The sequence below is a fragment of the Citrobacter sp. RHBSTW-00986 genome (assembly GCF_013783065.1).
GTDB classification, from domain to species: domain Bacteria; phylum Pseudomonadota; class Gammaproteobacteria; order Enterobacterales; family Enterobacteriaceae; genus Citrobacter; species Citrobacter braakii.
In genome coordinates this window covers 1,017,641-1,038,388 of record NZ_CP056200.1, presented here as the reverse complement: position 1 = coordinate 1,038,388, position 20,748 = coordinate 1,017,641, and the positions used below count along the sequence as shown (strand labels likewise).

The following is a 20,748-nucleotide window of genomic DNA, read 5'->3' as shown; positions in this document are numbered from 1 at the left end:
AAAATTAGTGGCGGCCGAAAACGGGACGTTTACGGTCAAAAGTCCATCCAGGGATCAGATACTGCATCGGGCCTGCGTCATTACGCGCGCCGCCGGGCAGCGCCTTATAGGCTTCATGCGCTTTCTGTACCTGATCCCAGTCCAGTTCCACGCCCAGGCCGGGCGCGTCGGGTACCGCAATTTTTCCGTGTGTAATCTCCAGCGGATTTTTGGTCAGGCGGCAATCGCCCTCCTGCCAGATCCAGTGGGTGTCGATCGCCGTTGGGTTGCCCGGCGCAGCGGCACCGACGTGGGTGAACATCGCCAGGGAAATATCAAAATGATTGTTAGAGTGGCAGCCCCAGGTCAGTCCCCAGTCATCGCATAACTGTGCCACGCGCACCGCGCCGGAAAGGGTCCAGAAGTGCGGATCGGCCAGTGGAATATCTACCGAGTTGAGCATCACCGCATGGCCCATCTCACGCCAGTTGGTGGCTATCATATTCGTTGCTACCGGCAGACCGGTTGCACGGCGGAACTCGGCCATCACTTCGCGGCCAGAAAAACCCTGTTCTGCGCCGCACGGATCTTCGGCGTAAGTCAGAACATCGTTCAGCCCTTTACACAAGGAGATAGCTTCATCCAGCAGCCAGGCACCGTTAGGGTCGACCGTAATACGCGCATCCGGGAAGCATTGTTTCAACGCGCGAGCGGTGTCGATTTCCTGCTCGCCAGGCAGCACACCGCCTTTGAGTTTGAAATCTTTAAAGCCGTAGCGATCCTGCGAAGCCTGAGCCAGACGTACCACCGCCTCACTGTTCATCGCCTGTTGGTGACGCAGGTGATACCACTCATGGTTACCCGGCGTGCTATCCAGATACGGCAGATCGGTTTTACTGCGATCTCCCACGTAGAACAGATAGCCGAGCACGGTGACCGCATCGCGCTGCTTGCCTGGCCCTAACAGTTCGCAGACCGGCACGTTCAGCGCCTTGCCCAGCAGGTCGAGCAGTGCAGCTTCCAGCGCGGCCACCGCATTAACCCGCAGCTCAAAGGTCCAGGCACCTTTACCAAAGGTGTCAAAATCAGCGGCCTGGTTGCCTTTATGCACCTGCTGAACCACCTTATTCAGGCGCGCGACTTCCTGGCCCAACACTTGTGGAATCGCGTCCACCAGCGTCTGATAAATCACTTCGCCGCCCGGCGCTTCACCGACGCCGGTATTTCCGGCGTTATCGGTGAGCACGACGATATTGCGGGTAAAGTATGCGTTATGCGCCCCGCCAATATTGAGCAGCATGCTGTCATGACCGGCCACCGGAATGACCTTCATATCGGTAATAATGGGACTCGATTGTGTTGTCATCATCATTGCCCTGCGACAGGTTTCAGTTCGATACGTTTAATATCACCCACCAGCACCAGATAGCTCACTACAGCAATCAGCGCATGCACCCCGACGTAAATCAACGCACCGTTAAACGAGCCAGTGGTACCTACGATGTAGCCGATAGCAATTGGCGTAACGATACCGGAGATGTTGCCAAACATATTGAACAGACCGCCGCTCAAACCGCTGATCTCTTTTGGCGCAGTATCGGCCATCACCGCCCATCCCAACGCACCGATACCTTTGCCGAAGAAGGCCAGCGCCATAAAGCCGATGATCATCCACTCCACGTTGACGTAGTTACAGAACACCATCACCATCGACAACAGCATACCCAGTACGATTGGCGTTTTACGGGCGATATTCAGCGAACCGGTACGGCGCATCAGCCAGTCGGAAATAATGCCGCCGAGCACGCCGCCTGCGAATCCGCAAATGGCCGGGACCGAGGCAACAAAACCGGCTTTCAAAATCGACATACCGCGTGCCTGTACCAGATAAACCGGGAACCAGGTGATAAAGAAGTAGGTCAGCGCATTTATGCAGTATTGGCCGATATAAATACCGATCATCATTCGTGAGCCCAGCAGTTGCTTGATCTGCCCCCACTTCACGCTGAACGGCACTTTGGCTTTGGCTGCCGCCTGATCCATATTGATCAGCGCTCCGCCTTCGGCAATGTAGTCCAGCTCTTTTTGGTTTACGCCCGGATGCTGGTTCGGTTCATGAATCACCTTCAGCCAGATAAAGCTGATAACAATCCCGAGACCGCCCATAAAGAAGAACACATGCGACCAGCCCACTTCGTGGGTCAACCAGCCCATGATTGGCGCGAAGATCACGGTGGCAAAGTACTGCGCCGAGTTAAAAATAGCGACCGCCGTGCCCCTTTCCTGCGCCGGGAACCACGCCGCCACAATACGACTGTTGCCAGGGAAGGATGGCGCTTCGGCTAACCCCACGAGGAAGCGCAGGGTAAACAGCGCAACGATAATGCCGAAGCCGCTGAAGATATCGACGAAGCCCTGCAGCAGGGTAAACATCGACCAGATAAAAATGGACCAGAAGTAAACACGTTTTGAACCGAAGCGGTCGAGCAGCCAGCCGCCGGGGATCTGACCGATAACATAGGCCCATGAAAAAGCGGAGAATACATACCCCATCCCTACCGCATCCAGACCAATATCTTTGGCCATCTCCGAGCCGGCGATGGATAAGGTGGCGCGATCGCCGTAGTTGAAGGATGTGACGATAAACAGCATCACCACTATCCAGTAGCGAGCGTTAGTGCGTTTTTCCGCGCTGCTCGCCGCCTGACTTAATGAACTCATTGTTGCACTCCTGAATCTTGGCTTTCGCCAGTTCATTCTGTACAGCACCTGTAGGGTGATCAGAATGAGAGGTTAGTGTGTGGCAGTTTTGGTACAGCTCAGGGCCGTTTTATTCTGACTCGCTGCCTTTTCGGGAACTGACGGGAAAAGTATATGAAGGAGTGCCTCTTACCCTCACCGTGCAAAAACACAACATTGTGGGAGGTGAATGAGGTTGTTTATGGCATAAGCCTAAGGGAATGGAAGATGCTTCACGAAATTGGCGTTTGGTGGGCGATTTGTTGCCGGGTAGCAACGCCTTACCCGGCCTACGATCCAAAAGAGAGTAACAGGCCCGTGCAAGCAAAGTGCTGCCGGGCGAAAGGTTATTTAAGCAAGGTTCCCCAGTTTTCTACCCAGGGATTGGATTCGCTTTCCGGTTCAGGATGCTCGCTGGCGTCAATCAGCAGCATTTCCCCAACACGGTGGGCGCTTTGTTCCTGCAGCAGTGCATCGAACTGCTTGCCGCCATTGCAGAAATTAACATAGCTACTGTCACCCAGCGCAATTACCCCGTAATGCAGATTTGGCTGGAAACCGAGATTATCTTTGATTCCCTGAAACAGCGGCACGATGCTATCCGGCAGATCGCCCTGCCCGGTCGTTGAGGTCACCACCAGCACATATTTTTCCTGATATGCCTGCCAGTCGCTGAGCTCGGGATCTTCGAACACCGTGGCTTTATGACCCTGCGCCGTCAAAATAGCTTCGGCCTCTTCGGCAACCAGCAACGCGTTTCCGTACATCGTGCCGACAAAAATTCCAATTTCCGCCATAACCGTAATCTCCTGGGACTTAAGAATCTATCTGCTCATCCTGACCTGACAGCCCGCTGAACTCAACCCTTTCATTCTCAGGGAGAAGTCCACGCCAGCCAAACTGTGATAGCGCCTGCATCCAGACATCATCCAGCCCGGCGCGAATAACCAGCGGTTCGCCGGTAAAAGGATGGATCAGCGCAAGCTGGCTGGCATGAAGCATCAAACGCTGACAACCAAAGTGCTCAGCGGCACTGCGGTTTTGCCGCAAATCACCGTGCTTACTGTCGCCGATAATTGGATGGCGTAAGTGTGCCAGATGACGTCTGAGCTGGTGTTTTCGACCGGTTTTAGGATCCAGTTCCACCAATCCGTAACGGGTCGTCGGATAACGCCCGGTCGCTACCGGCATCTCAACCGTCGCCAAACCGCGATAATGGGTGACGGCAGGCTGCGGGCCTTTATCATCACGGGCAAATTTATCGGCGATCTTATCCAGTTCTTCGACCAGCGGGTAATCCAGCACGGCATCATCCATCAGCCAACCACGCACAATCGCATGATAGCGTTTCTGAATTTGATGATGTTCAAATTGCTGGGACAGCAACCGCCCGGCTTCGCTGGACAGCCCCATCAGCAGTACTCCAGAAGTCGGTCTGTCGAGTCGGTGGGCGGTAAAAACGTGCTGACCAATCTGGTCGCGTACTGTTTGCATCACCACCACTTTCTCATCCCGGTCGAGCCAACTGCGGTGAACCAACCAGCCCGAAGGTTTGTTAACTGCGACCAGCCATTCGTCCTGATACAGAATCTCCAGCATCAGGCGTTATCACTTGTAAACAGTGCATCCAACTCCTGCAATGCCGTCAGGAGAATTTCGCGTTGCGGGTGATCGGCTGCCAACGCCATTTCGTAATACGGTGCGACGGCAAAAGCCTGCGGAAGCGGCTGAGCGTTATCAATCAGCGTATGCATGCGGGGAATCAATACCCATTGCAGCCACTCAACCGGCTCCATGGTATCCATACAAAAAGGCTGCGTGCTGGTAAACAGATGCTCTGCAGGCTCATCCAACCGCCAGTGATTATGTTCACGCAGTAGCGCTTCAAGCGCGTGTAACTGCTGGCGCACACGGTCATGAGTCGTCATGAAATTAACCTCAATGATGAAAAATCTGGCGCGAAGAATAGCACTAGTGAAGGGAAATAAAAAAAGGGAGCACTGTAAAAACAGTGCTCCCGGTTCGTTTCGCAGCGTTCCAGCTACTTTTAGTGCTCCCTGCTCATCCGTGACAACTTTTCCTGTGGTCTTGCGACCTTGTTCATCCTGAACTTGTGCATCCTGCTCACACCACCCCGATGTGAAAACTTCATCCTGAAGTGTCCTGGCCATCCTGACCCGCCGAACATCCTGACCGGCTCTCATTCTCCATCCTGGAGGTGTCCCTTAACGCATCCAGCGCTTTCCGCTTTGCTTCATCCTGAAGCCTGTCCTTGTAACACCGTCCTGGTGTGTCCTGCCGAAGGGCCATCATCCTGATGTTCTCTTCGTTGTGCGACTCCTTGTCGACAGATATAGAATCGCCTGTTTCGCCTTGTCTTACAAGATGCTTACAGACACTCCCTTAAGATTATTTTCGTATGAAAGTTGACAATAAAACATTAACTTTATGAATAATAAGGAATAATTATTTTATCCGTTCATTAAGTCTTTACTTATTACCTGGCAATGTCCTACAGGGTTTGTAAGAGATCTCTCACAAGGTTCAGGGCAATCTGGATTACAGAACTGGCTTAAGCTGAGTGAGAAATTCCGCAAGTGAGCCCGCCAGTACCGTTCGTTTACGGGTTCCCAGCGTTTCTTTGCACATTTCACCGGAGAGATTGCACACCGAAATGACGTCAAGCTCATTGTCCTGGGTGGCAATAAAAAGCGTAGGCGACAGCTTGAGGCGCTTTTGCGTAACCAGGTGACCAATCAGGTTTTCCTGAACGCGCCTGAAGTCGTCTTCGCTCCAGGTTTGCAGCAGCGTTAGTTTTTCATCCGCAAACTGCGCGTGCATGTCCCCAGCAAACTGGGTGGTGTAAAAAGCGTGAACGGCTGGTTGTATCACGATATCAAAGGCGCGTTCAACCGCATTGAGGTTTTTTTCGCCTACAAAAGGCTGAGGTTGCCAGAATACCGCATCGTCTGTGGAAGAAATGATGCACGGAGAAGGTACGCCATACAGCTCTTCGCTGAGGGGCCAGCTGTTGTTTTTTTCGTACCATGCGTCGCAATAACGTGTCGTAAAGGCTGTCAACGCCTGCGCTGTCAATTCGTCCACTGATTTCTCTCTTCACAAAAGCCAGGATACACTTGTCGCATAGTGTATCTGGTTTATGACGGTGAAACATGTCCTCTTATGAAAATCATCAGGCGCTTGACGGCCTGACTCTCGGTAAATCAACAGATTACCGTGACAATTACGATGCCAGCCTGCTGCAGGGCGTTCCACGCAGCCTGAACCGCGACCCGCTGGATTTACAGGCCGATAATCTGCCTTTTCACGGTGCCGATATCTGGACGCTATATGAACTGTCTTGGCTGAATGCCAACGGTTTACCGCAGGTAGCGGTCGGTCATGTAGAACTGGATTACACCAGCGTAAATCTGATCGAATCGAAAAGCTTTAAGCTTTACCTGAACAGTTTTAACCAGACGCGTTTTGATTCCTGGGATGCGGTACGCCAGACGCTGGAAAACGATCTGCGCGCTTGTGCTCAGGGTGATGTCAGCGTAGCGCTGTACCGTCTTGACGAACTGGAAGGACAACCGATAGCCCACTTTAACGGCACCTGTATCGACAATCAGGATATCGTCATCGATAACTACCAGTTCAGCACAGAGTATCTGGAAAATGCCGTTGGCGGTGAAAAAGCGGTGGAAGAGACGCTGGTCAGCCATCTGCTGAAGTCTAACTGCTTGATCACCCACCAGCCGGACTGGGGCTCCATACAGATTCAGTATCGCGGACGAAAAATCGATCGCGAGAAGCTGCTGCGTTATCTGGTCTCCTTCCGTCACCATAATGAGTTTCACGAGCAGTGCGTGGAACGCATTTTCAATGACATTCTGCGCTTCTGCCAGCCGGAGAAACTGAGCGTTTACGCACGCTACACGCGACGTGGCGGCCTGGACATTAACCCATGGCGCACCAACACCGATTTCACTCCGGCAACGGGGCGTCTGGTACGTCAGTAATCTTTTTTCTCAATTTTGCGTGCCGGATTCCGCGCGCAAGGTTGTGAAAGGTCATAAGCCAGGGCTATTGTAATCAACAGGGAATGACGTGTTGCGTCCCATAAGGAGTTTACTTGATTACACATATTAGCCCGCTTGGCTCAATGGACATGTTGTCGCAGCTGGAAGTCGATATGCTTAAACGCACGGCCAGCAGCGACCTGTATCAACTGTTTCGTAACTGTTCGCTTGCCGTTCTGAACTCCGGCAGTTTGACCGACAACAGCAAAGAGCTGCTGTCACGCTTTGAAAGTTTCGACATTAACGTGCTGCGCCGCGAACGGGGCGTAAAGCTGGAACTGATCAACCCGCCTGAAGATGCGTTTGTTGATGGACGCATTATTCGCGCACTGCAGGCCAACCTGTTTGCTGTGCTGCGCGACATTCTGTTCGTCAATGGCCAGATCCATAACGCCGGTCGCTTTCAGCATCTGGATCTTGAAAGCTCGGTGCATATTACCAACCTGGTATTCTCGATCCTGCGCAATGCCCGGGCGCTACACGTGGGTGAAGCGCCGAACATGGTCGTCTGCTGGGGGGGTCACTCAATCAACGAAAATGAGTACCTGTACGCCCGTCGCGTTGGTACCCAGTTGGGCCTGCGCGAACTGAACATCTGTACCGGCTGTGGTCCGGGGGCGATGGAAGCGCCAATGAAAGGCGCTGCGGTCGGTCACGCCCAGCAACGATACAAAGACAGCCGCTTTATCGGTATGACCGAACCGTCAATCATTGCCGCTGAGCCGCCTAACCCGCTGGTTAACGAACTGATCATCATGCCGGACATTGAAAAACGTCTGGAAGCGTTCGTGCGTATCGCCCACGGTATAATCATCTTCCCAGGCGGCGTAGGGACAGCAGAAGAGCTGCTGTATCTGCTGGGGATCCTGATGAACCCGGCCAATAAAGATCAGGTTTTACCGCTGATCCTGACTGGACCAAAAGAGAGCGCCGATTACTTCCGCGTGCTGGACGAATTTATCGTGCACACGCTGGGGGAAGATGCGCGTCGCCACTATCGCATTATCATAGACGATGCAGCAGAAGTGGCTCGTCTGATGAAAAAAGCGATGCCGCTGGTGAAAGAGAACCGCCGTGACACCGGTGATGCCTACAGCTTTAACTGGTCGATTCGTATTGCACCTGATTTGCAGATGCCGTTCGAGCCGTCCCATGAAAACATGGCTAACCTGAAGCTGTACCCGGATCAACCCGTGGAAGTACTGGCGGCAGACCTGCGCCGTGCGTTCTCGGGGATTGTAGCCGGTAACGTGAAGGAAGTCGGGATCCGCGCCATCGAAGAGTTTGGCCCGTACAAAATCCACGGTGACCGCGAAATGATGCGCCGCATGGACGATCTCCTGCAGGGCTTTGTTGCACAGCATCGTATGAAGTTACCTGGCTCCGCGTATATCCCTTGCTACGAGATTTGCGCCTAACCTCCAACAGCCGCCAGCAGATGCTATCGCGGTGACAGTTTTGTCCATATCAAAGCCGGGTTTGGCGCATCAGCCTCCCGGCTTTTTTTAGTGATACCAGTCACATAGCTCAGACGATCATATAAATACCAATGATGTTTCATTAAAAATAACGCGCTACGCAAACGATTACCTTCAAAACCCAACCGTGATTTATCTTAGGAAATTATTATTAGTCGCCAAAATCCTCTAAAAACAACAGTTTTTACAGCGTAACGCTCGTATCTTCGCGCCTTCGCTTTCATGATATATGTCGTTAATGTTAGCCTTCGCGCCCGTAAATTCGCTTTGACTATTTTTTAACAGATTAATGGTCCAAATTTATCCACATAAAAGGTGGATTATTGCATTTGGGATCGCGATCACTGATACATTCATTACTAAAATGTATCTTTCCGCCCGCAAATTATTACGGCGAAAAATTATATAAAAAATCGCTCAACGAATTTCGATTTACAGTCGGGTATTTTCTCATTGGATTGATCCCAAACCCGACTTTTTAAGCTTCCTCCAGGAGAAATAGATGGAAAACACTCAAACCAGCACTATCGTTACGGGCCAGACCCGCAGCGCATGGCGCAAGACAGACACCATGTGGATGCTGGGCCTTTACGGCACGGCGATTGGCGCGGGTGTATTGTTCCTGCCGATTAACGCAGGCGTAGGCGGTATGATTCCGCTGATCATCATGGCGATCCTTGCTTTCCCAATGACCTTCTTTGCACACCGCGGCCTGACTCGCTTCGTGCTGTCCGGTAAAAATCCGGGTGAAGACATTACTGAAGTTGTAGAAGAACACTTTGGTGTAGGCGCAGGTAAACTGATTACCCTGCTCTACTTCTTCGCTATCTACCCAATTCTGTTGGTCTACAGCGTAGCAATCACCAACACCGTCGAAAGCTTCCTGACCCACCAGCTGGCAATTACGCCGCCGCCGCGCGCAATCCTGTCTCTGATCCTGATTGTCGGCATGATGACCATCGTGCGTTTCGGTGAGCAGATGATCGTGAAGGCGATGAGCATCCTGGTATTCCCGTTTGTTGCCGCCCTGATGCTGCTGGCGCTGTACCTGATCCCTCAGTGGAGCGGTGCAGTTCTGGAAACCCTGTCCTTTGACTCTGCAGCAACCACCGGCAACGGACTGCTGTTGACCCTGTGGCTGGCAATTCCGGTAATGGTGTTCTCCTTTAACCACTCACCGATCATCTCCTCCTTCGCCGTGGCGAAGCGTGAAGAATACGGTGATGAAGCTGAGAAGAAATGCTCTAAGATTCTGGCATTCGCTCACATCATGATGGTGCTGACCGTTATGTTCTTCGTCTTCAGCTGCGTATTTAGCCTGACCCCAGCGGATCTGGCTGCAGCGAAAGAGCAGAACATCTCTATCCTGTCTTACCTGGCAAACCACTTTAACGCGCCGATCATTGCCTGGATGGCACCGATCATCGCGATTATCGCTATCACCAAATCCTTCCTCGGCCACTACCTGGGCGCACGTGAAGGTTTCAACGGTATGGTGATTAAGTCTCTGCGCGGCAAAGGCAAAACCATCGAAATCAACAAACTGAACAAAATCACTGCGCTGTTCATGCTGGTAACCACCTGGATTGTGGCGACGCTGAACCCAAGTATCCTCGGTATGATTGAAACCCTGGGTGGCCCAATCATCGCGATGATTCTGTTCCTGATGCCGATGTATGCAATTCAGAAAGTACCGGCAATGCGTAAATACAGCGGCCATATCAGCAACGTCTTCGTTGTGATTATGGGCCTGATCGCTATCTCCGCTATTTTCTACTCTCTGTTCAGTTAATTCCCCTGCGCCGCTCCTCGGGGCGGCGCACCTCGATACACAATGGACGCCTCATGATTAGCGTATTCGATATTTTCAAAATCGGCATTGGCCCTTCCAGCTCCCACACTGTTGGCCCGATGAAAGCAGGCAAACAATTCACGGATGACCTGATTGCACGCGGAATTCTCACTGACGTAACCCGCGTAGTGGTTGATGTCTATGGCTCTTTGTCTCTGACGGGGAAAGGTCACCATACCGACATCGCGATTATTATGGGCCTGGCGGGTAATCTGCCGGATACCGTAGACATTGATGCCATCCCGGCCTTTATCCAGGATGTGAATACTCATGGACGTTTGCTGCTGGCGGACGGTCAACATGAGGTCGAGTTCCCGGTCGACAAGTGCATGAATTTCCATGCGGACAATCTGTCCCTGCACGAAAACGGGATGCGTATTACCGCACTGGCGGGCGAAAAAGCCATTTACAGCCAGACTTACTATTCCATTGGCGGTGGGTTCATCGTTGATGAAGAACATTTTGGTTTACCGAACAACTCGCCGGTAAACGTGCCGTATCCGTATAAATCTGCGGCTGATTTGCAACGTCATTGCCAGGAAACCGGCCTGTCACTTTCCGGTCTGATGATGCAAAACGAACTGGCGCTGCACAGCAAAGAAGAGCTGGAACAACACTTCGCCAACGTCTGGGACGTCATGCGCAGCGGGATTGAGCGCGGCATCACCACCGAAGGTGTATTGCCGGGCAAACTGCGCGTTCCACGTCGCGCGGCGGCGCTGCGTCGTATGCTGGTCAGCAGCGACAAAACCACCACTGATCCGATGGCGGTTGTTGACTGGATCAACATGTTCGCGCTGGCCGTGAACGAAGAAAACGCTGCCGGTGGACGCGTGGTTACGGCGCCAACTAATGGCGCATGCGGGATTGTTCCTGCCGTGCTGGCGTACTACGACAAGTTTATCCGCGAAGTGAACGCTAACTCGCTGGCACGCTACATGCTGGTCGCGAGCGCCATTGGTTCGCTGTACAAGATGAACGCCTCTATCTCTGGCGCCGAAGTGGGCTGTCAGGGTGAAGTCGGCGTTGCCTGCTCCATGGCTGCGGCCGGTCTGGCTGAACTGCTGGGCGGTAGCCCAATGCAGGTGTGCATCGCGGCGGAAATCGGTATGGAACATAACCTGGGTCTGACCTGCGATCCGGTTGCCGGCCAGGTGCAGGTACCGTGCATTGAGCGTAACGCCATTGCTTCGGTTAAAGCAGTGAACGCCGCACGTATGGCGCTGCGCCGTACCAGCGAACCGCGCGTGTGCCTTGATAAAGTCATCGAGACCATGTACGAAACCGGTAAAGACATGAACGCCAAATACCGTGAAACATCTCGCGGCGGTCTGGCGATGAAGATTGTCACCTGCGATTAAGTCCCACCACGTTTCAGGATCTGTAGGCCGGATGAGGCGCTCGCCGCCATCCGGTCTACGGATAACGCTATTTCGCAACACTCGCCTCCCCTCTCCGTGAATGTTACCCTACAAACTTATTTGTTAGGGAGAACACCGTGGCCGTCCACCTGCTCATTGTCGATGCACTGAACCTTATCCGCCGCATTCACGCCGTACAGGGCTCACCCTGCGTAGAGACGTGCCAGCACGCGCTCGATCAGTTGATTGTGCACAGTCAGCCTACGCACGCTGTGGCGGTATTCGATGATGAAGCGCGCAACAGCGGCTGGCGTCACCAACGGTTGCCTGACTACAAAGCCGGTCGCCCCCCGATGCCTGATGAATTGCACCAGGAAATGCCCGCCTTACGCGCCGCTTTTGAACAGCGCGGCGTCTGCTGTTGGGTCTCCAGCGGGAATGAAGCCGATGATTTAGCCGCAACCCTGGCGGTTAAAGTGAGCCAGGCGGGACATCAGGCTACCATCGTCTCAACCGATAAAGGCTATTGTCAGTTGCTCTCCCCGACGCTACGTATTCGTGACTACTTCCAGAAGCGCTGGCTGGATGCACCGTTTATTGAGAAAGAGTTTGGCGTGCTGCCGCAGCAGTTGCCTGATTACTGGGGACTGGCCGGGATCAGCAGTTCGAAAGTACCGGGGGTTGCAGGTATTGGTCCCAAAAGCGCCACGCAGCTGCTCGTACAGTTTCAACATCTGGAAGGCATTTACGCGCATCTTGATGAAGTACCGGACAAGTGGCGCAAGAAACTAGAGATGCACCAGGAGATGGCGTTTCTGTGTCGCGATATCGCACGGCTGCAAACGGACTTACATATCGACGGAAACCTGCAGCAATTACGGTTGGTGCGATAGGTCTGTTGCCGAATGGCGCTGTGCTTATCTGGCCTACACGTCGAACACCCCGGTAGGCCGGATAAGGCTTTCACGCCGTCACGCTGAAAAATTACCAGGCGGTGTGGTACAGCTCAACGATATCCCCAAGATTCGCTTCACGGGGATTTCCCCCGGTACAAACATCGTCCAATGCCGCCTGCGCCAGCGCAGGAATATCCTCTTTACGTACGCCAACATCGCGTAAATGCAGTGGGATCCCTACATCGCGGTTAAGGGCGAAGACGGCATCCACTGCCGCTTTACGTGCCTCAGCCAGCGTTAGTCCTTCAACCTTAACCCCCATCACCCGGGCGATATCGCGGAATTTTTCCCCGGTGAATTCGGCGTTATAGCGCATCACGTGCGGCAGCAAAATGGCATTTGCTACGCCGTGCGGCGTGTTATAAAACGCGCCTAACGGGTGTGCCATTCCATGCACTAATCCCAGACCAACGTTGGAAAAGCCCATCCCGGCCACGTACTGGCCCAGCGCCATCGCTTCCCCGGCCTGGGTATCGCCCGCAACGGAACCGCGTAATGCCCCGGCTATCATTTCAATGGCTTTAATGTGCAGCGCATCGGTAAGCGCCCACGCCGCCCGCGTGATGTACCCCTCAATAGCATGGGTCAGGGCATCCACTCCGGTGGCGGCTTTTAGCGCCGCTGGCATGCCGTCCATCATGTCAGCATCGATGAACGCTACCTGTGGGATGTCATGGGGGTCGACACAAACAAACTTACGCCGATTTTCTTCGTCAGTGATCACGTAGTTAATGGTCACTTCCGCTGCCGTTCCCGCGGTGGTTGGGATAGCCATAACCGGCACGCTCGGGCTGCGCGTTGGCGATAACCCTTCAAGGCTGCGTACATCCGCAAACTCAGGGTTATTATTGATAATGCCAATCGCTTTACAGGTATCCTGAGGGGAGCCTCCGCCGATGGCGATCAGATAGTCTGCGCCGCTTTGCTGAAAGACACCCAACCCTTCCTGCACCACCGCAATGGTTGGGTTAGGAATAACGCCTGAATAGATTTCCCATGCCAGACCTGCAGCATCCATTCGGGAAGTCACCTTATCGACAACGCCGCACTGCACCAGATTTTTATCAGTCACAATCAACGCCTTGCGATAACCACGACGGATGACTTCATCGGTTAATGCACCAACAGCTCCCCGGCCAAACCATGCCGTTTCGTTCAGAATCATTCTGTTCGCCATCGTATTTCTCCTTTTCGCTATGCGAAGTTACTCTTCAATGCGTAATCCGTAAGATTTGAATTTCTCCAGCACAATGGCGATCTCCTCGTCATCCAGCACCGGCACCGGGTCGACAATCGCCAGCGTGCTCAGATAAAGGCGGGCCAGAACTTCCACTTCATGCGCCAACCACAGTGCTTTTTCCAAATTCGCTTCACAAGCAATCAACCCATGGTGCTGTAAAAGCGTTGCCTTACGGTTTTTCAGGGCGACGCTCACATGCTCTGACAGCTCTCGTGTACCAAACGTCGCATAAGGCGCACACGGAATAGAGTTCCCCCCAGCCGCCGCAATCATGTAGTGAATTGCCGGGATAGGGCGATTAAGAATAGAAACGGCCGTGCAATGTACGGCATGGTTATGGACAACCGCATTGGCATCCGGACGCGTCTGGTATGCCGCCAGGTGAAAACGCCATTCACTGGAGGGTAATTGTCCTTTATCATATTTCCCGTCGTTATCTACATACACGATCATATTTTCAGTAAGTCTTTCGTAAGGAATACCGCTGGGCGTGATCAGCATCCCATTTTCATAACGCGCACTCACATTTCCCGCCGTCCCCTGATTCAATCCAAGGCTGGTCATTTCAAGGCAGGTTTCAATGATTTCTCGCGACAAACGCATTCTTTCCATAATGATTCTCCGGGTACAGTTTCCCCTCGTCTTTATTGCGAAAAATGCAGCCGCAGAGTAAGACGGGTCAGGTTTCAGATACAGGCAGCCACTGAACGTATATATTCAGGTTCAGTAGGCCGATTTATTTATAGCGGCGTATTAAGGTTGTCTTACGCGCTTAATAAGTTTCATCTCAACTTTTACAGTTTCTTTAATTGGCTGGTCATCAATAGCACTCATCATCATATCGAACGCTTTTTCCGCCCAAACATTTTCATCCTGCTGCATTGACCAGACATTATTGGCGAGGAATCCCAGCATCGGGTGTTCATCGAATGTCCCAATATTAATTTCAGGTGGAATTGTGCCAAAACGATTACGAATAGCGTTAATGGCCCCTTCCAGTACGGGTAATGATGAGGCGATAAATGCCTGTGGGCAGCCCTGTTCGCCGATCAACTCATCCATCAGTCGATAACCTCCCTCGGGCGTGTTGTCCGGACCTTCGCGCACCCAATCGCTATGCAAAATACCATTATTGTTCAATGCATTAAGATAACCTTGTAAACGGTCGCCGATGCTGGGCAATCCGGTATCTCCCACCAAAAACCAGATCGGCGACTTTCCAGCGTCAAACAAACTTTGCGTCAACTTTTCGCCGCCCAAAATGTTATGGCTTTCTACCAGAGCGTTATCGGTATACTTAAAATCACGGTCAAGTAACACCATCGGTTTTCTGACCTGACGTAAATGGTGCTGCTGATTCTCTAATGTTGAGGGAACAATAAAAAGGCCATCGACATTGCGAGCTATTAACGCTTTGGTCAGTTTATTTTCGTAATCAACATCGTCATAGGTACAGCTAATCGTTAGCTGATAACCGGAGCGACGACAGCGTTGCTCAAGTTTTTCTGCGAGTGTGGCAAAAAACACGTTGGAAATATTGGGCACAATCAATCCCAACGTATCCGTTTTATTCAATTTCAGGCTGCGTGCTGAATGGTTAATGACGTAACCATAGCGCTCGACATATTCATTAATACGCGTTTGGGTTTTGACACTGATTCGATATTGCTCTGCTTTCCCGTTCAGCACCAGTCGTACGGTCGTAACCGATAAATTCAGATCGCTGGCTATCTGTTCTACTGTTTTAGCCATTTATATGCCCCAGTTCACATCCAAAAACGTCAATCTACAATCATAAAAGTATTTTAAACTTTTGTCTTACTGCATAAGTTGGTTAATCGCCTGCTGCTGATCCCACATCATCAGATAAGCCTGATATTTGCGGTCATAGAAGTTGCGCCGTGCCGGGTTAGCCTTAATCACCTCGCCTGATCGAACCATCGCCTGGCATGCAGATGGAATATTTTCCCACGCGCCGCAGGCAACCGCGCCAGTGATGGCCGCCCCTAACGTCACCGCATCCTCTTCCTGCATCAGATGAATATCGCATCCGGTGGCATCGGCATATTCTCGCAACCATAGTGGGTTATGCGTTGCGCCGCCGCACAGCGTCAGTCGGGAAATGGTGTGACCGTTTTCGCGCATCACTTCCATAATATGCCGCGTACCGCAGGCGATCGCCTGTAATGTCGCCAGGTACAGACGAGCAACCTGCATCTCGCCTCGCTCAAGAGTCAAACCGCAAACACTCCCCCGGGCATCGGGTCGCGCGCGCGGTGAACGATTACCGTGATGATCGGCCAGCACATGCAAATAACGACCAGGCTCTGACTCCTGCGCCTCAAGTGCGGCAACCCATTCATTAACTAAAACGATGGGATGGCAACCCCGCGCCTCAGCCTTGTGAAATAGCGCCGCGCTGGCTCCTGACTCCTGAAGCGTCCAGTCGACTAACGCCCCAGCGGCACTTTGCCCCCCTTCTGTCAGCCAGTAGCCTGGCAGCATGGCTGACCAGTACGGCCCCCATACACCAGGTGTATGAATTTCCTGCTCGCTGCACAGCATATGGCAATTTGACGTTCCGCTGATCAACGCCAACGTCCCCTCAGGCTCAACACCGGCAAGCGCTACTCCGCCCGCATGGGCATCAATCATTCCGCTGGCGACGACCACTGCAGTCGTCAGCCCCAGCGCCTGGGCCGCATCAGCGCTAAGCGTTCCAACGGCAGCGCCTGGTGGCAGGATCCGCGACGGGATTTTTCCCAACAAATCCGTTAGCTCAACAGCGTCAAGCAGGGAGTGGCTAAAGCGTTGTTCATGTGCCAGATAGTTCCATTTACACGTCAGCGTGCACAGACCAGCAACATCACAGGCGGTAGCTTTAGAGACCAGAAAGTCCGCCAGATCGTAGAAGCGATACGCACTCTGCCAGGTGGCTGGAAAATGGTTTTTCAGCCACAGTACTTTAGGAAGCTCCATTTCGACGCTGACTTCACCGCCAACGTAGCGCAGAGCCGGATCCTGCGTGGCGTTTATACGTTGCGTCTCCTGCGCCGCACGATGATCCATCCACATGATGATGTTATGGTCTGATGGTTCGCCAGGTGAAACCGCCAGACCCCGCCCCTGCTCATCCAGTGCTACCAATGAACAGGTGGCATCAAATCCCAATGCGCGAATCTCCTCAATGCGAACCCCGGATGACGACACCGCCTCCTTCACTGCATGGCAAACCTGCTGCCAGATTTCTGCAGATGACTGCTCAACCCGCTCAGGACCGGGTCGAAACTGCGAGATGGCGTATGTCGCAAAAGCCAGCCGTTTGCCACTGGCATCAAAGACACCAGCCCTGACGCTGGCGGAACCGACATCCACACCGAGGAAATATCCACTGCCCATAGTAACTCCCTGACGCTGGCGAATGATGGGGCGAGCACTTCGCCCCAACGGTGTTATTTTTTACCGAATGGGTGTAACAGCTTGTCAATTTCCGGGGTGTCAATGTTCTTCGCATTAACGAATTTAACCGGAATATCAATTTCTTTCGGTACAGACTGACCCGATACCGCTGCATTTAGTGTCTTGATACCCTGGTAGCCAATCTGATAAGCGTCCTGCACGACAAAGCCCTGAATGACCCCAGACTTCAGGAAAGCAATGATTGCCTCGGTGCTATCAAAACCAATCACTTTCACTTTGCCTTTCAGGTTTTGACTATCAATGGCGTTTGCTACGCCCAACGTTGAGCCTTCATTGGTGCCATAAATCCCTGCAATATCAGGGTTGGCCTGGATCATATCGATGGTTTTATCCATCGCTTTTTGCGGATCGCCATCGCTGTACTGGACCGGGAGCACCTGGATTTCCGGGTATTTCTCCTTCATGCGGGCAATAAACCCTTCCGAACGCTCAATCGCTGAGGAGGTCCCCGCTACGTGCGCAATAATGCCCACTTTACCTTTGCTGCCCACTTCCGCTGCCAGTGCATCCGCCGCTTCAGCACCGGCTTTACGGTTATTCGTGGCGACAAAGCTCACTGGGATATCGGAATTCACGCCGGAGTCAAACGTCACAACTTTAATGCCGCGTGAATTTGCGGTCTCAACTAATGGCGCCAGCGCATTGGCATCTAACGCTGCCAGCAATAGCCCATTGGGTTTTTGCGCCATCGCGTTTTCAACTAGCTGAATCTGCTCGGCAATCTGAGTTTCATCCGCCGGGCCAACATAGCTGGTTTTATCACCCGACTCTTTTGCTGCCGCTTCCGTCCCCATTTTTACGGTTTGCCAGAATTCATGCTGGAAACCTTTACTGACCACCGGAAGGTTCATATCTTTAGCCAATACGCTGGATGTCATACAGGCCAGCAGGGATAACGCATAGACAAAATTCCTGGTTCTCATTGTTTTACTCCGTTCTGAGTGAGTCACCCTAAACGTCAGGGTTATGATGCCCCGTGACTTCCGGGAGCGTAAATCAACGAATTTTTTTGCGTAATGTATCGAGATAAACCGCAGCAATGACCACCACGCCCATGGCCACCATTTGCCAGAACTGGGAAACCCCCATCAGGTTCAGACCATTTTTCAACACGCTCATAATGAATGCGCCGATGATAGTCCCGCCGATGGTGCCAATTCCTCCCATCAGGCTCGTACCGCCAATAACAACCGCCGCGATGGCTTCCAGTTCATAACCCACACCAACCGTTGGCTGACCAGAGTTCAGACGTGAGGCCAGAATAACGCCGGCGATCCCGGTCAGCAGACCACAAAAGGCGTAGACGAAAATTTTGACGCGTTGAACTTTAATACCGGAAAGATGTGCGGCCACCTCATTGCTACCCACAGCGTAAACATAGCGACCAATCACCGTTTTCTTCAGGATGTAGGCGGCGATTAGCGCCACCACCACCAGGTAAAAAACGGGATAAGGCAACACATCGAACAAACGTCCCTGGGCCAGCATTTTGAAGGTGGGGTAATCAGCGAAATAAATCGCACGACCATCTGTCATCACCATATTGATGCCTCTGACGGACATCATCAGGCCCAGCGTGGCGATAAAAGGTGGGATAGTCATTTTGGTGACCAGCAGACCATTGATATAGCCGCATAATCCACCGGCCAGCACCCCGGCCAGAATACATACGGGCAGAGGCAATCCCAGCGTGGCGCTGATGCCCACCGCAACACCAGAAAAGGCCACCACCGAGCCAAGAGAAAGGTCGATTCCTGACGTGATAATGACGAAGGTAACGCCAATCGCCATAATGCCAATCACTGAAGTTTGCAGAGCGATTGTCATGATGTTTTCAGTGTTAAAGAAAAATGGCGAACCAAAGCTAAAAAATATTACTAAAATAATCAGACTCAAAAGCGGCGCAAGGCGCATTAAAAGTTCTTTGTTAATTTTTATTTTCTTATTATTGCTGTCTGAAGAGGTTACAGAGATAGTCATAAATTAGTCCTCTAACGTCGCATATTGCATGATTTTTTCTTGTGTGGCGTCATCAGAAGCTAACTCCCCGGTAATACGTCCATTACGCATCACTAAAATGCGATCGCACATACCCAGCACTTCCGGTAATTCAGAGGAGATCATGATAATTGACTTCCCTTTTGCCACCAGTCGATTCATTAATTCATAAATCTCAAGTTTGGCACCCACATCAATACCGCGAGTGGGTTCATCAAAGATGAGAATATCGGTGTCTTTACACACCCATCTGGCAATAATAATTTTCTGCTGATTACCACCACTTAAATTCAGAGCAGCCTGTTCTAAATGTGGTGTTTTAATGCGTAGGGCTTTCACCTGTTCTTCGCTGGTTTTCTGACAACGTTTGCTGTCCACGTTGCCATAACGATCGGAATACTCAGGATAATTGCCCAACATAATATTGCGCTCAACGGACAGTCCTAATGCCAGCCCCTCTTTTTTCCTGTCCTCGGTTAAATAGCTGATACCCTGTTTGATTGCATCAGGAATATCTTTAATTACCGTCACGTTACCGTTCAGCTTGAGGGTTCCGCCATCAATGGGATCCGCACCAAAAATTGCCCGCGCCAGCTCAGTACGTCCTGCCCCCATCAGACCGGCGAAGCCCAAAATTTCGCCCTGATACAGAGTGAAATCAATATTGTTCAATACGCCATTGCGCGTCAGACCGCTTACTTCCAACACCGGTTTGCGTTGAGCCAAAGGTTCGCGGCGAGGATAGATATTGCCAAGATCGCGCCCAACCATCATGGCAATCAGATCGCTAATTTTAACCGCATCATAATCCACAGTGGCAATAAACTGACCATCCCGCATCACCGTCGCGCGATCGGCGATCAGCGCCAGTTCCTCTAATCTGTGCGAGATATAAACAATGCCCGTTCCCTGTTCTTTCAGCAAACGAGTTACCTAAAATAAGCTGTCAATTTCCGTTTCGGTCAGTGCTGCCGTCGGTTCATCCATAATAAGAATCTTGGCATTCACCGATATCGCTTTAGCAATCTCAACCATTTGTTGTTGCGCGACGGTCAGATCGGCCACCAGCGTTTCTGGAGAGATATTCAGGTTTAATTTTTGCAAAATATCGATAGCTGCCTGTCGCTGTAGTTTTTCATCCAGACGCCAGCGATTATTTTTGCAAAACTCCCTGCCAATAAATATATTTTCTTCCACCGTGAGTTCAGGGAAAAGGTTAAACTCCTGGTGAATGATGGTGATACCTGCGCTTTGTGCACTCAACGGATTCGCAAAAGTAACAGGTTGGCCCTCAAAAATAATATCCCCTTCATCAGGCTGATAAACACCGGATAAAATCTTCATCAACGTAGACTTTCCTGCGCCATTCTCACCCAGCAGCGCATGAACCTCTCCTTTGCGTAAAGCAAAATCCACATTACTCAACGCTAATACGCCGGGAAAACGTTTCGTAATATGACTCATCTGTAAAAATGTTTCAGACATTGCTGCTTTCCTCAATATACAGAAACTGCAATCAGTGAATCAGGCGCAAAACGTTGCCAGGAAGCCATCGTCACCGTTAATGCGAATACTACCTATAA

The 20,748-nt window shown here is 51.9% G+C and carries 17 protein-coding genes and 1 pseudogene; 5 read left to right on the top strand and 13 right to left on the bottom strand.

Annotated elements, in window-relative coordinates; genetic code table 11:
• Window positions 1-4 precede the first annotated feature (4 nt).
• The 6 genes from HV345_RS05080 to syd all read right to left on the bottom strand — a co-directional run bounded on the left by HV345_RS05080 (window position 5) and on the right by syd (window position 5,823).
• Window positions 5-1,345 carry an enolase C-terminal domain-like protein gene (locus HV345_RS05080; protein ID WP_181627440.1) on the bottom strand — a complete coding sequence of 447 codons (1,341 nt, stop codon included), beginning with the start codon at window positions 1,343-1,345 and terminating at the stop codon, window positions 5-7.
• 2 nt (window positions 1,346-1,347) lie between these two features.
• Window positions 1,348-2,700 carry a galactarate/glucarate/glycerate transporter GudP gene (gene gudP / locus HV345_RS05075; protein WP_016154241.1) on the bottom strand — a complete coding sequence of 451 codons (1,353 nt, stop codon included), beginning with the start codon at window positions 2,698-2,700 and terminating at the stop codon, window positions 1,348-1,350.
• Window positions 2,701-3,065: 365 nt separating this feature from the next.
• A complete protein-coding gene (locus tag HV345_RS05070; RefSeq protein ID WP_047499385.1) occupies window positions 3,066-3,515 on the bottom strand; it encodes a flavodoxin in 450 nt (149 codons plus the stop codon).
• 19 nt (window positions 3,516-3,534) lie between these two features.
• Entirely contained in the window at window positions 3,535-4,317 is a 783-nt protein-coding gene (gene truC / locus HV345_RS05065; RefSeq protein WP_161623245.1) for a tRNA pseudouridine(65) synthase TruC, read from the bottom strand.
• Complete coding sequence (locus HV345_RS05060) at window positions 4,317-4,646, bottom strand: YqcC family protein (protein ID WP_016154244.1); 330 nt, start codon at window positions 4,644-4,646, stop codon at window positions 4,317-4,319. Before HV345_RS05060 ends, truC begins: the two co-directional genes overlap by 1 nt.
• Window positions 4,647-5,277: 631 nt before the next feature.
• A complete protein-coding gene (syd, locus tag HV345_RS05055) occupies window positions 5,278-5,823 on the bottom strand; it encodes a SecY-interacting protein (protein WP_181636330.1) in 546 nt (181 codons plus the stop codon).
• Between the two features lie 68 nt (window positions 5,824-5,891).
• On the opposite strand from syd, the gene queF reads away from it, so the two are divergent.
• The 5 genes from queF to xni all read left to right on the top strand — a co-directional run bounded on the left by queF (window position 5,892) and on the right by xni (window position 12,384).
• A complete protein-coding gene (queF, locus tag HV345_RS05050; RefSeq protein WP_016154246.1) occupies window positions 5,892-6,740 on the top strand; it encodes an NADPH-dependent 7-cyano-7-deazaguanine reductase QueF in 849 nt (282 codons plus the stop codon).
• Window positions 6,741-6,853: 113 nt separating this feature from the next.
• Window positions 6,854-8,218 (top strand): nucleotide 5'-monophosphate nucleosidase PpnN, encoded by a 1,365-nt coding sequence (gene ppnN / locus HV345_RS05045; RefSeq protein ID WP_003840366.1) that lies wholly within the window; start codon window positions 6,854-6,856, stop codon window positions 8,216-8,218.
• Window positions 8,219-8,780: 562 nt separating this feature from the next.
• Window positions 8,781-10,070, top strand: a complete 1,290-nt coding sequence (locus tag HV345_RS05040; RefSeq protein ID WP_016154247.1) for an HAAAP family serine/threonine permease — start codon at window positions 8,781-8,783, stop codon at window positions 10,068-10,070.
• A gap of 53 nt (window positions 10,071-10,123) precedes the next feature.
• On the top strand, window positions 10,124-11,491 hold the full coding sequence (locus tag HV345_RS05035; RefSeq protein ID WP_016154248.1) for an L-serine ammonia-lyase: 1,368 nt from the start codon (window positions 10,124-10,126) through the stop codon (window positions 11,489-11,491).
• A 137-nt stretch (window positions 11,492-11,628) separates the two neighbouring features.
• Window positions 11,629-12,384, top strand: coding sequence for a flap endonuclease Xni (gene xni, locus HV345_RS05030; protein ID WP_016154249.1), 756 nt, complete (start codon window positions 11,629-11,631; stop codon window positions 12,382-12,384).
• Window positions 12,385-12,475: 91 nt separating this feature from the next.
• On the opposite strand, the gene fucO is transcribed toward xni, so the two are convergent.
• The 7 genes and pseudogenes from fucO to HV345_RS04995 all read right to left on the bottom strand — a co-directional run bounded on the left by fucO (window position 12,476) and on the right by HV345_RS04995 (window position 20,650).
• Window positions 12,476-13,624, bottom strand: coding sequence for a lactaldehyde reductase (gene fucO / locus HV345_RS05025; protein WP_141895572.1), 1,149 nt, complete (start codon window positions 13,622-13,624; stop codon window positions 12,476-12,478).
• A 27-nt stretch (window positions 13,625-13,651) separates the two neighbouring features.
• Window positions 13,652-14,299: an L-fuculose-phosphate aldolase gene (gene fucA / locus HV345_RS05020; protein ID WP_003034062.1), complete on the bottom strand. Its 648-nt coding sequence runs from the start codon at window positions 14,297-14,299 to the stop codon at window positions 13,652-13,654.
• Window positions 14,300-14,440: 141 nt separating this feature from the next.
• Entirely contained in the window at window positions 14,441-15,439 is a 999-nt protein-coding gene (locus HV345_RS05015) for a LacI family DNA-binding transcriptional regulator (protein ID WP_016154251.1), read from the bottom strand.
• Window positions 15,440-15,505: 66 nt separating this feature from the next.
• On the bottom strand, window positions 15,506-17,086 hold the full coding sequence (locus HV345_RS05010; RefSeq protein WP_047414355.1) for an FGGY-family carbohydrate kinase: 1,581 nt from the start codon (window positions 17,084-17,086) through the stop codon (window positions 15,506-15,508).
• A 53-nt stretch (window positions 17,087-17,139) separates the two neighbouring features.
• Window positions 17,140-18,090 (bottom strand): ABC transporter substrate-binding protein, encoded by a 951-nt coding sequence (locus tag HV345_RS05005; protein WP_016157361.1) that lies wholly within the window; start codon window positions 18,088-18,090, stop codon window positions 17,140-17,142.
• A 73-nt stretch (window positions 18,091-18,163) separates the two neighbouring features.
• A complete protein-coding gene (locus HV345_RS05000; protein WP_003034055.1) occupies window positions 18,164-19,147 on the bottom strand; it encodes an ABC transporter permease in 984 nt (327 codons plus the stop codon).
• Between the two features lie 3 nt (window positions 19,148-19,150).
• Window positions 19,151-20,650 (bottom strand): annotated as a pseudogene (locus HV345_RS04995) (sugar ABC transporter ATP-binding protein).
• Between the last annotated feature and the right edge of the window lie 98 nt (window positions 20,651-20,748).

Bases quoted from the DNA above. Each gene is read 5' to 3' on its own strand.
- HV345_RS05080 (WP_181627440.1), bottom strand. From the start codon at position 1,345: ATGACAACACAATCGAGTCCCATTATTACCGATATGAAGGTCATTCCG.
- gudP (WP_016154241.1), bottom strand. From the start codon at position 2,700: ATGAGTTCATTAAGTCAGGCGGCGAGCAGCGCGGAAAAACGCACTAAC.
- HV345_RS05070 (WP_047499385.1), bottom strand. From the start codon at position 3,515: ATGGCGGAAATTGGAATTTTTGTCGGCACGATGTACGGAAACGCGTTG.
- truC (WP_161623245.1), bottom strand. From the start codon at position 4,317: ATGCTGGAGATTCTGTATCAGGACGAATGGCTGGTCGCAGTTAACAAA.
- HV345_RS05060 (WP_016154244.1), bottom strand. From the start codon at position 4,646: ATGACGACTCATGACCGTGTGCGCCAGCAGTTACACGCGCTTGAAGCG.
- queF (WP_016154246.1), top strand. From the start codon at position 5,892: ATGTCCTCTTATGAAAATCATCAGGCGCTTGACGGCCTGACTCTCGGT.
- HV345_RS05040 (WP_016154247.1), top strand. From the start codon at position 8,781: ATGGAAAACACTCAAACCAGCACTATCGTTACGGGCCAGACCCGCAGC.
- HV345_RS05035 (WP_016154248.1), top strand. From the start codon at position 10,124: ATGATTAGCGTATTCGATATTTTCAAAATCGGCATTGGCCCTTCCAGC.
- fucO (WP_141895572.1), bottom strand. From the start codon at position 13,624: ATGGCGAACAGAATGATTCTGAACGAAACGGCATGGTTTGGCCGGGGA.
- fucA (WP_003034062.1), bottom strand. From the start codon at position 14,299: ATGGAAAGAATGCGTTTGTCGCGAGAAATCATTGAAACCTGCCTTGAA.
- HV345_RS05015 (WP_016154251.1), bottom strand. From the start codon at position 15,439: ATGGCTAAAACAGTAGAACAGATAGCCAGCGATCTGAATTTATCGGTT.
- HV345_RS05010 (WP_047414355.1), bottom strand. From the start codon at position 17,086: ATGGGCAGTGGATATTTCCTCGGTGTGGATGTCGGTTCCGCCAGCGTC.
- HV345_RS05005 (WP_016157361.1), bottom strand. From the start codon at position 18,090: ATGAGAACCAGGAATTTTGTCTATGCGTTATCCCTGCTGGCCTGTATG.
- HV345_RS05000 (WP_003034055.1), bottom strand. From the start codon at position 19,147: ATGACTATCTCTGTAACCTCTTCAGACAGCAATAATAAGAAAATAAAA.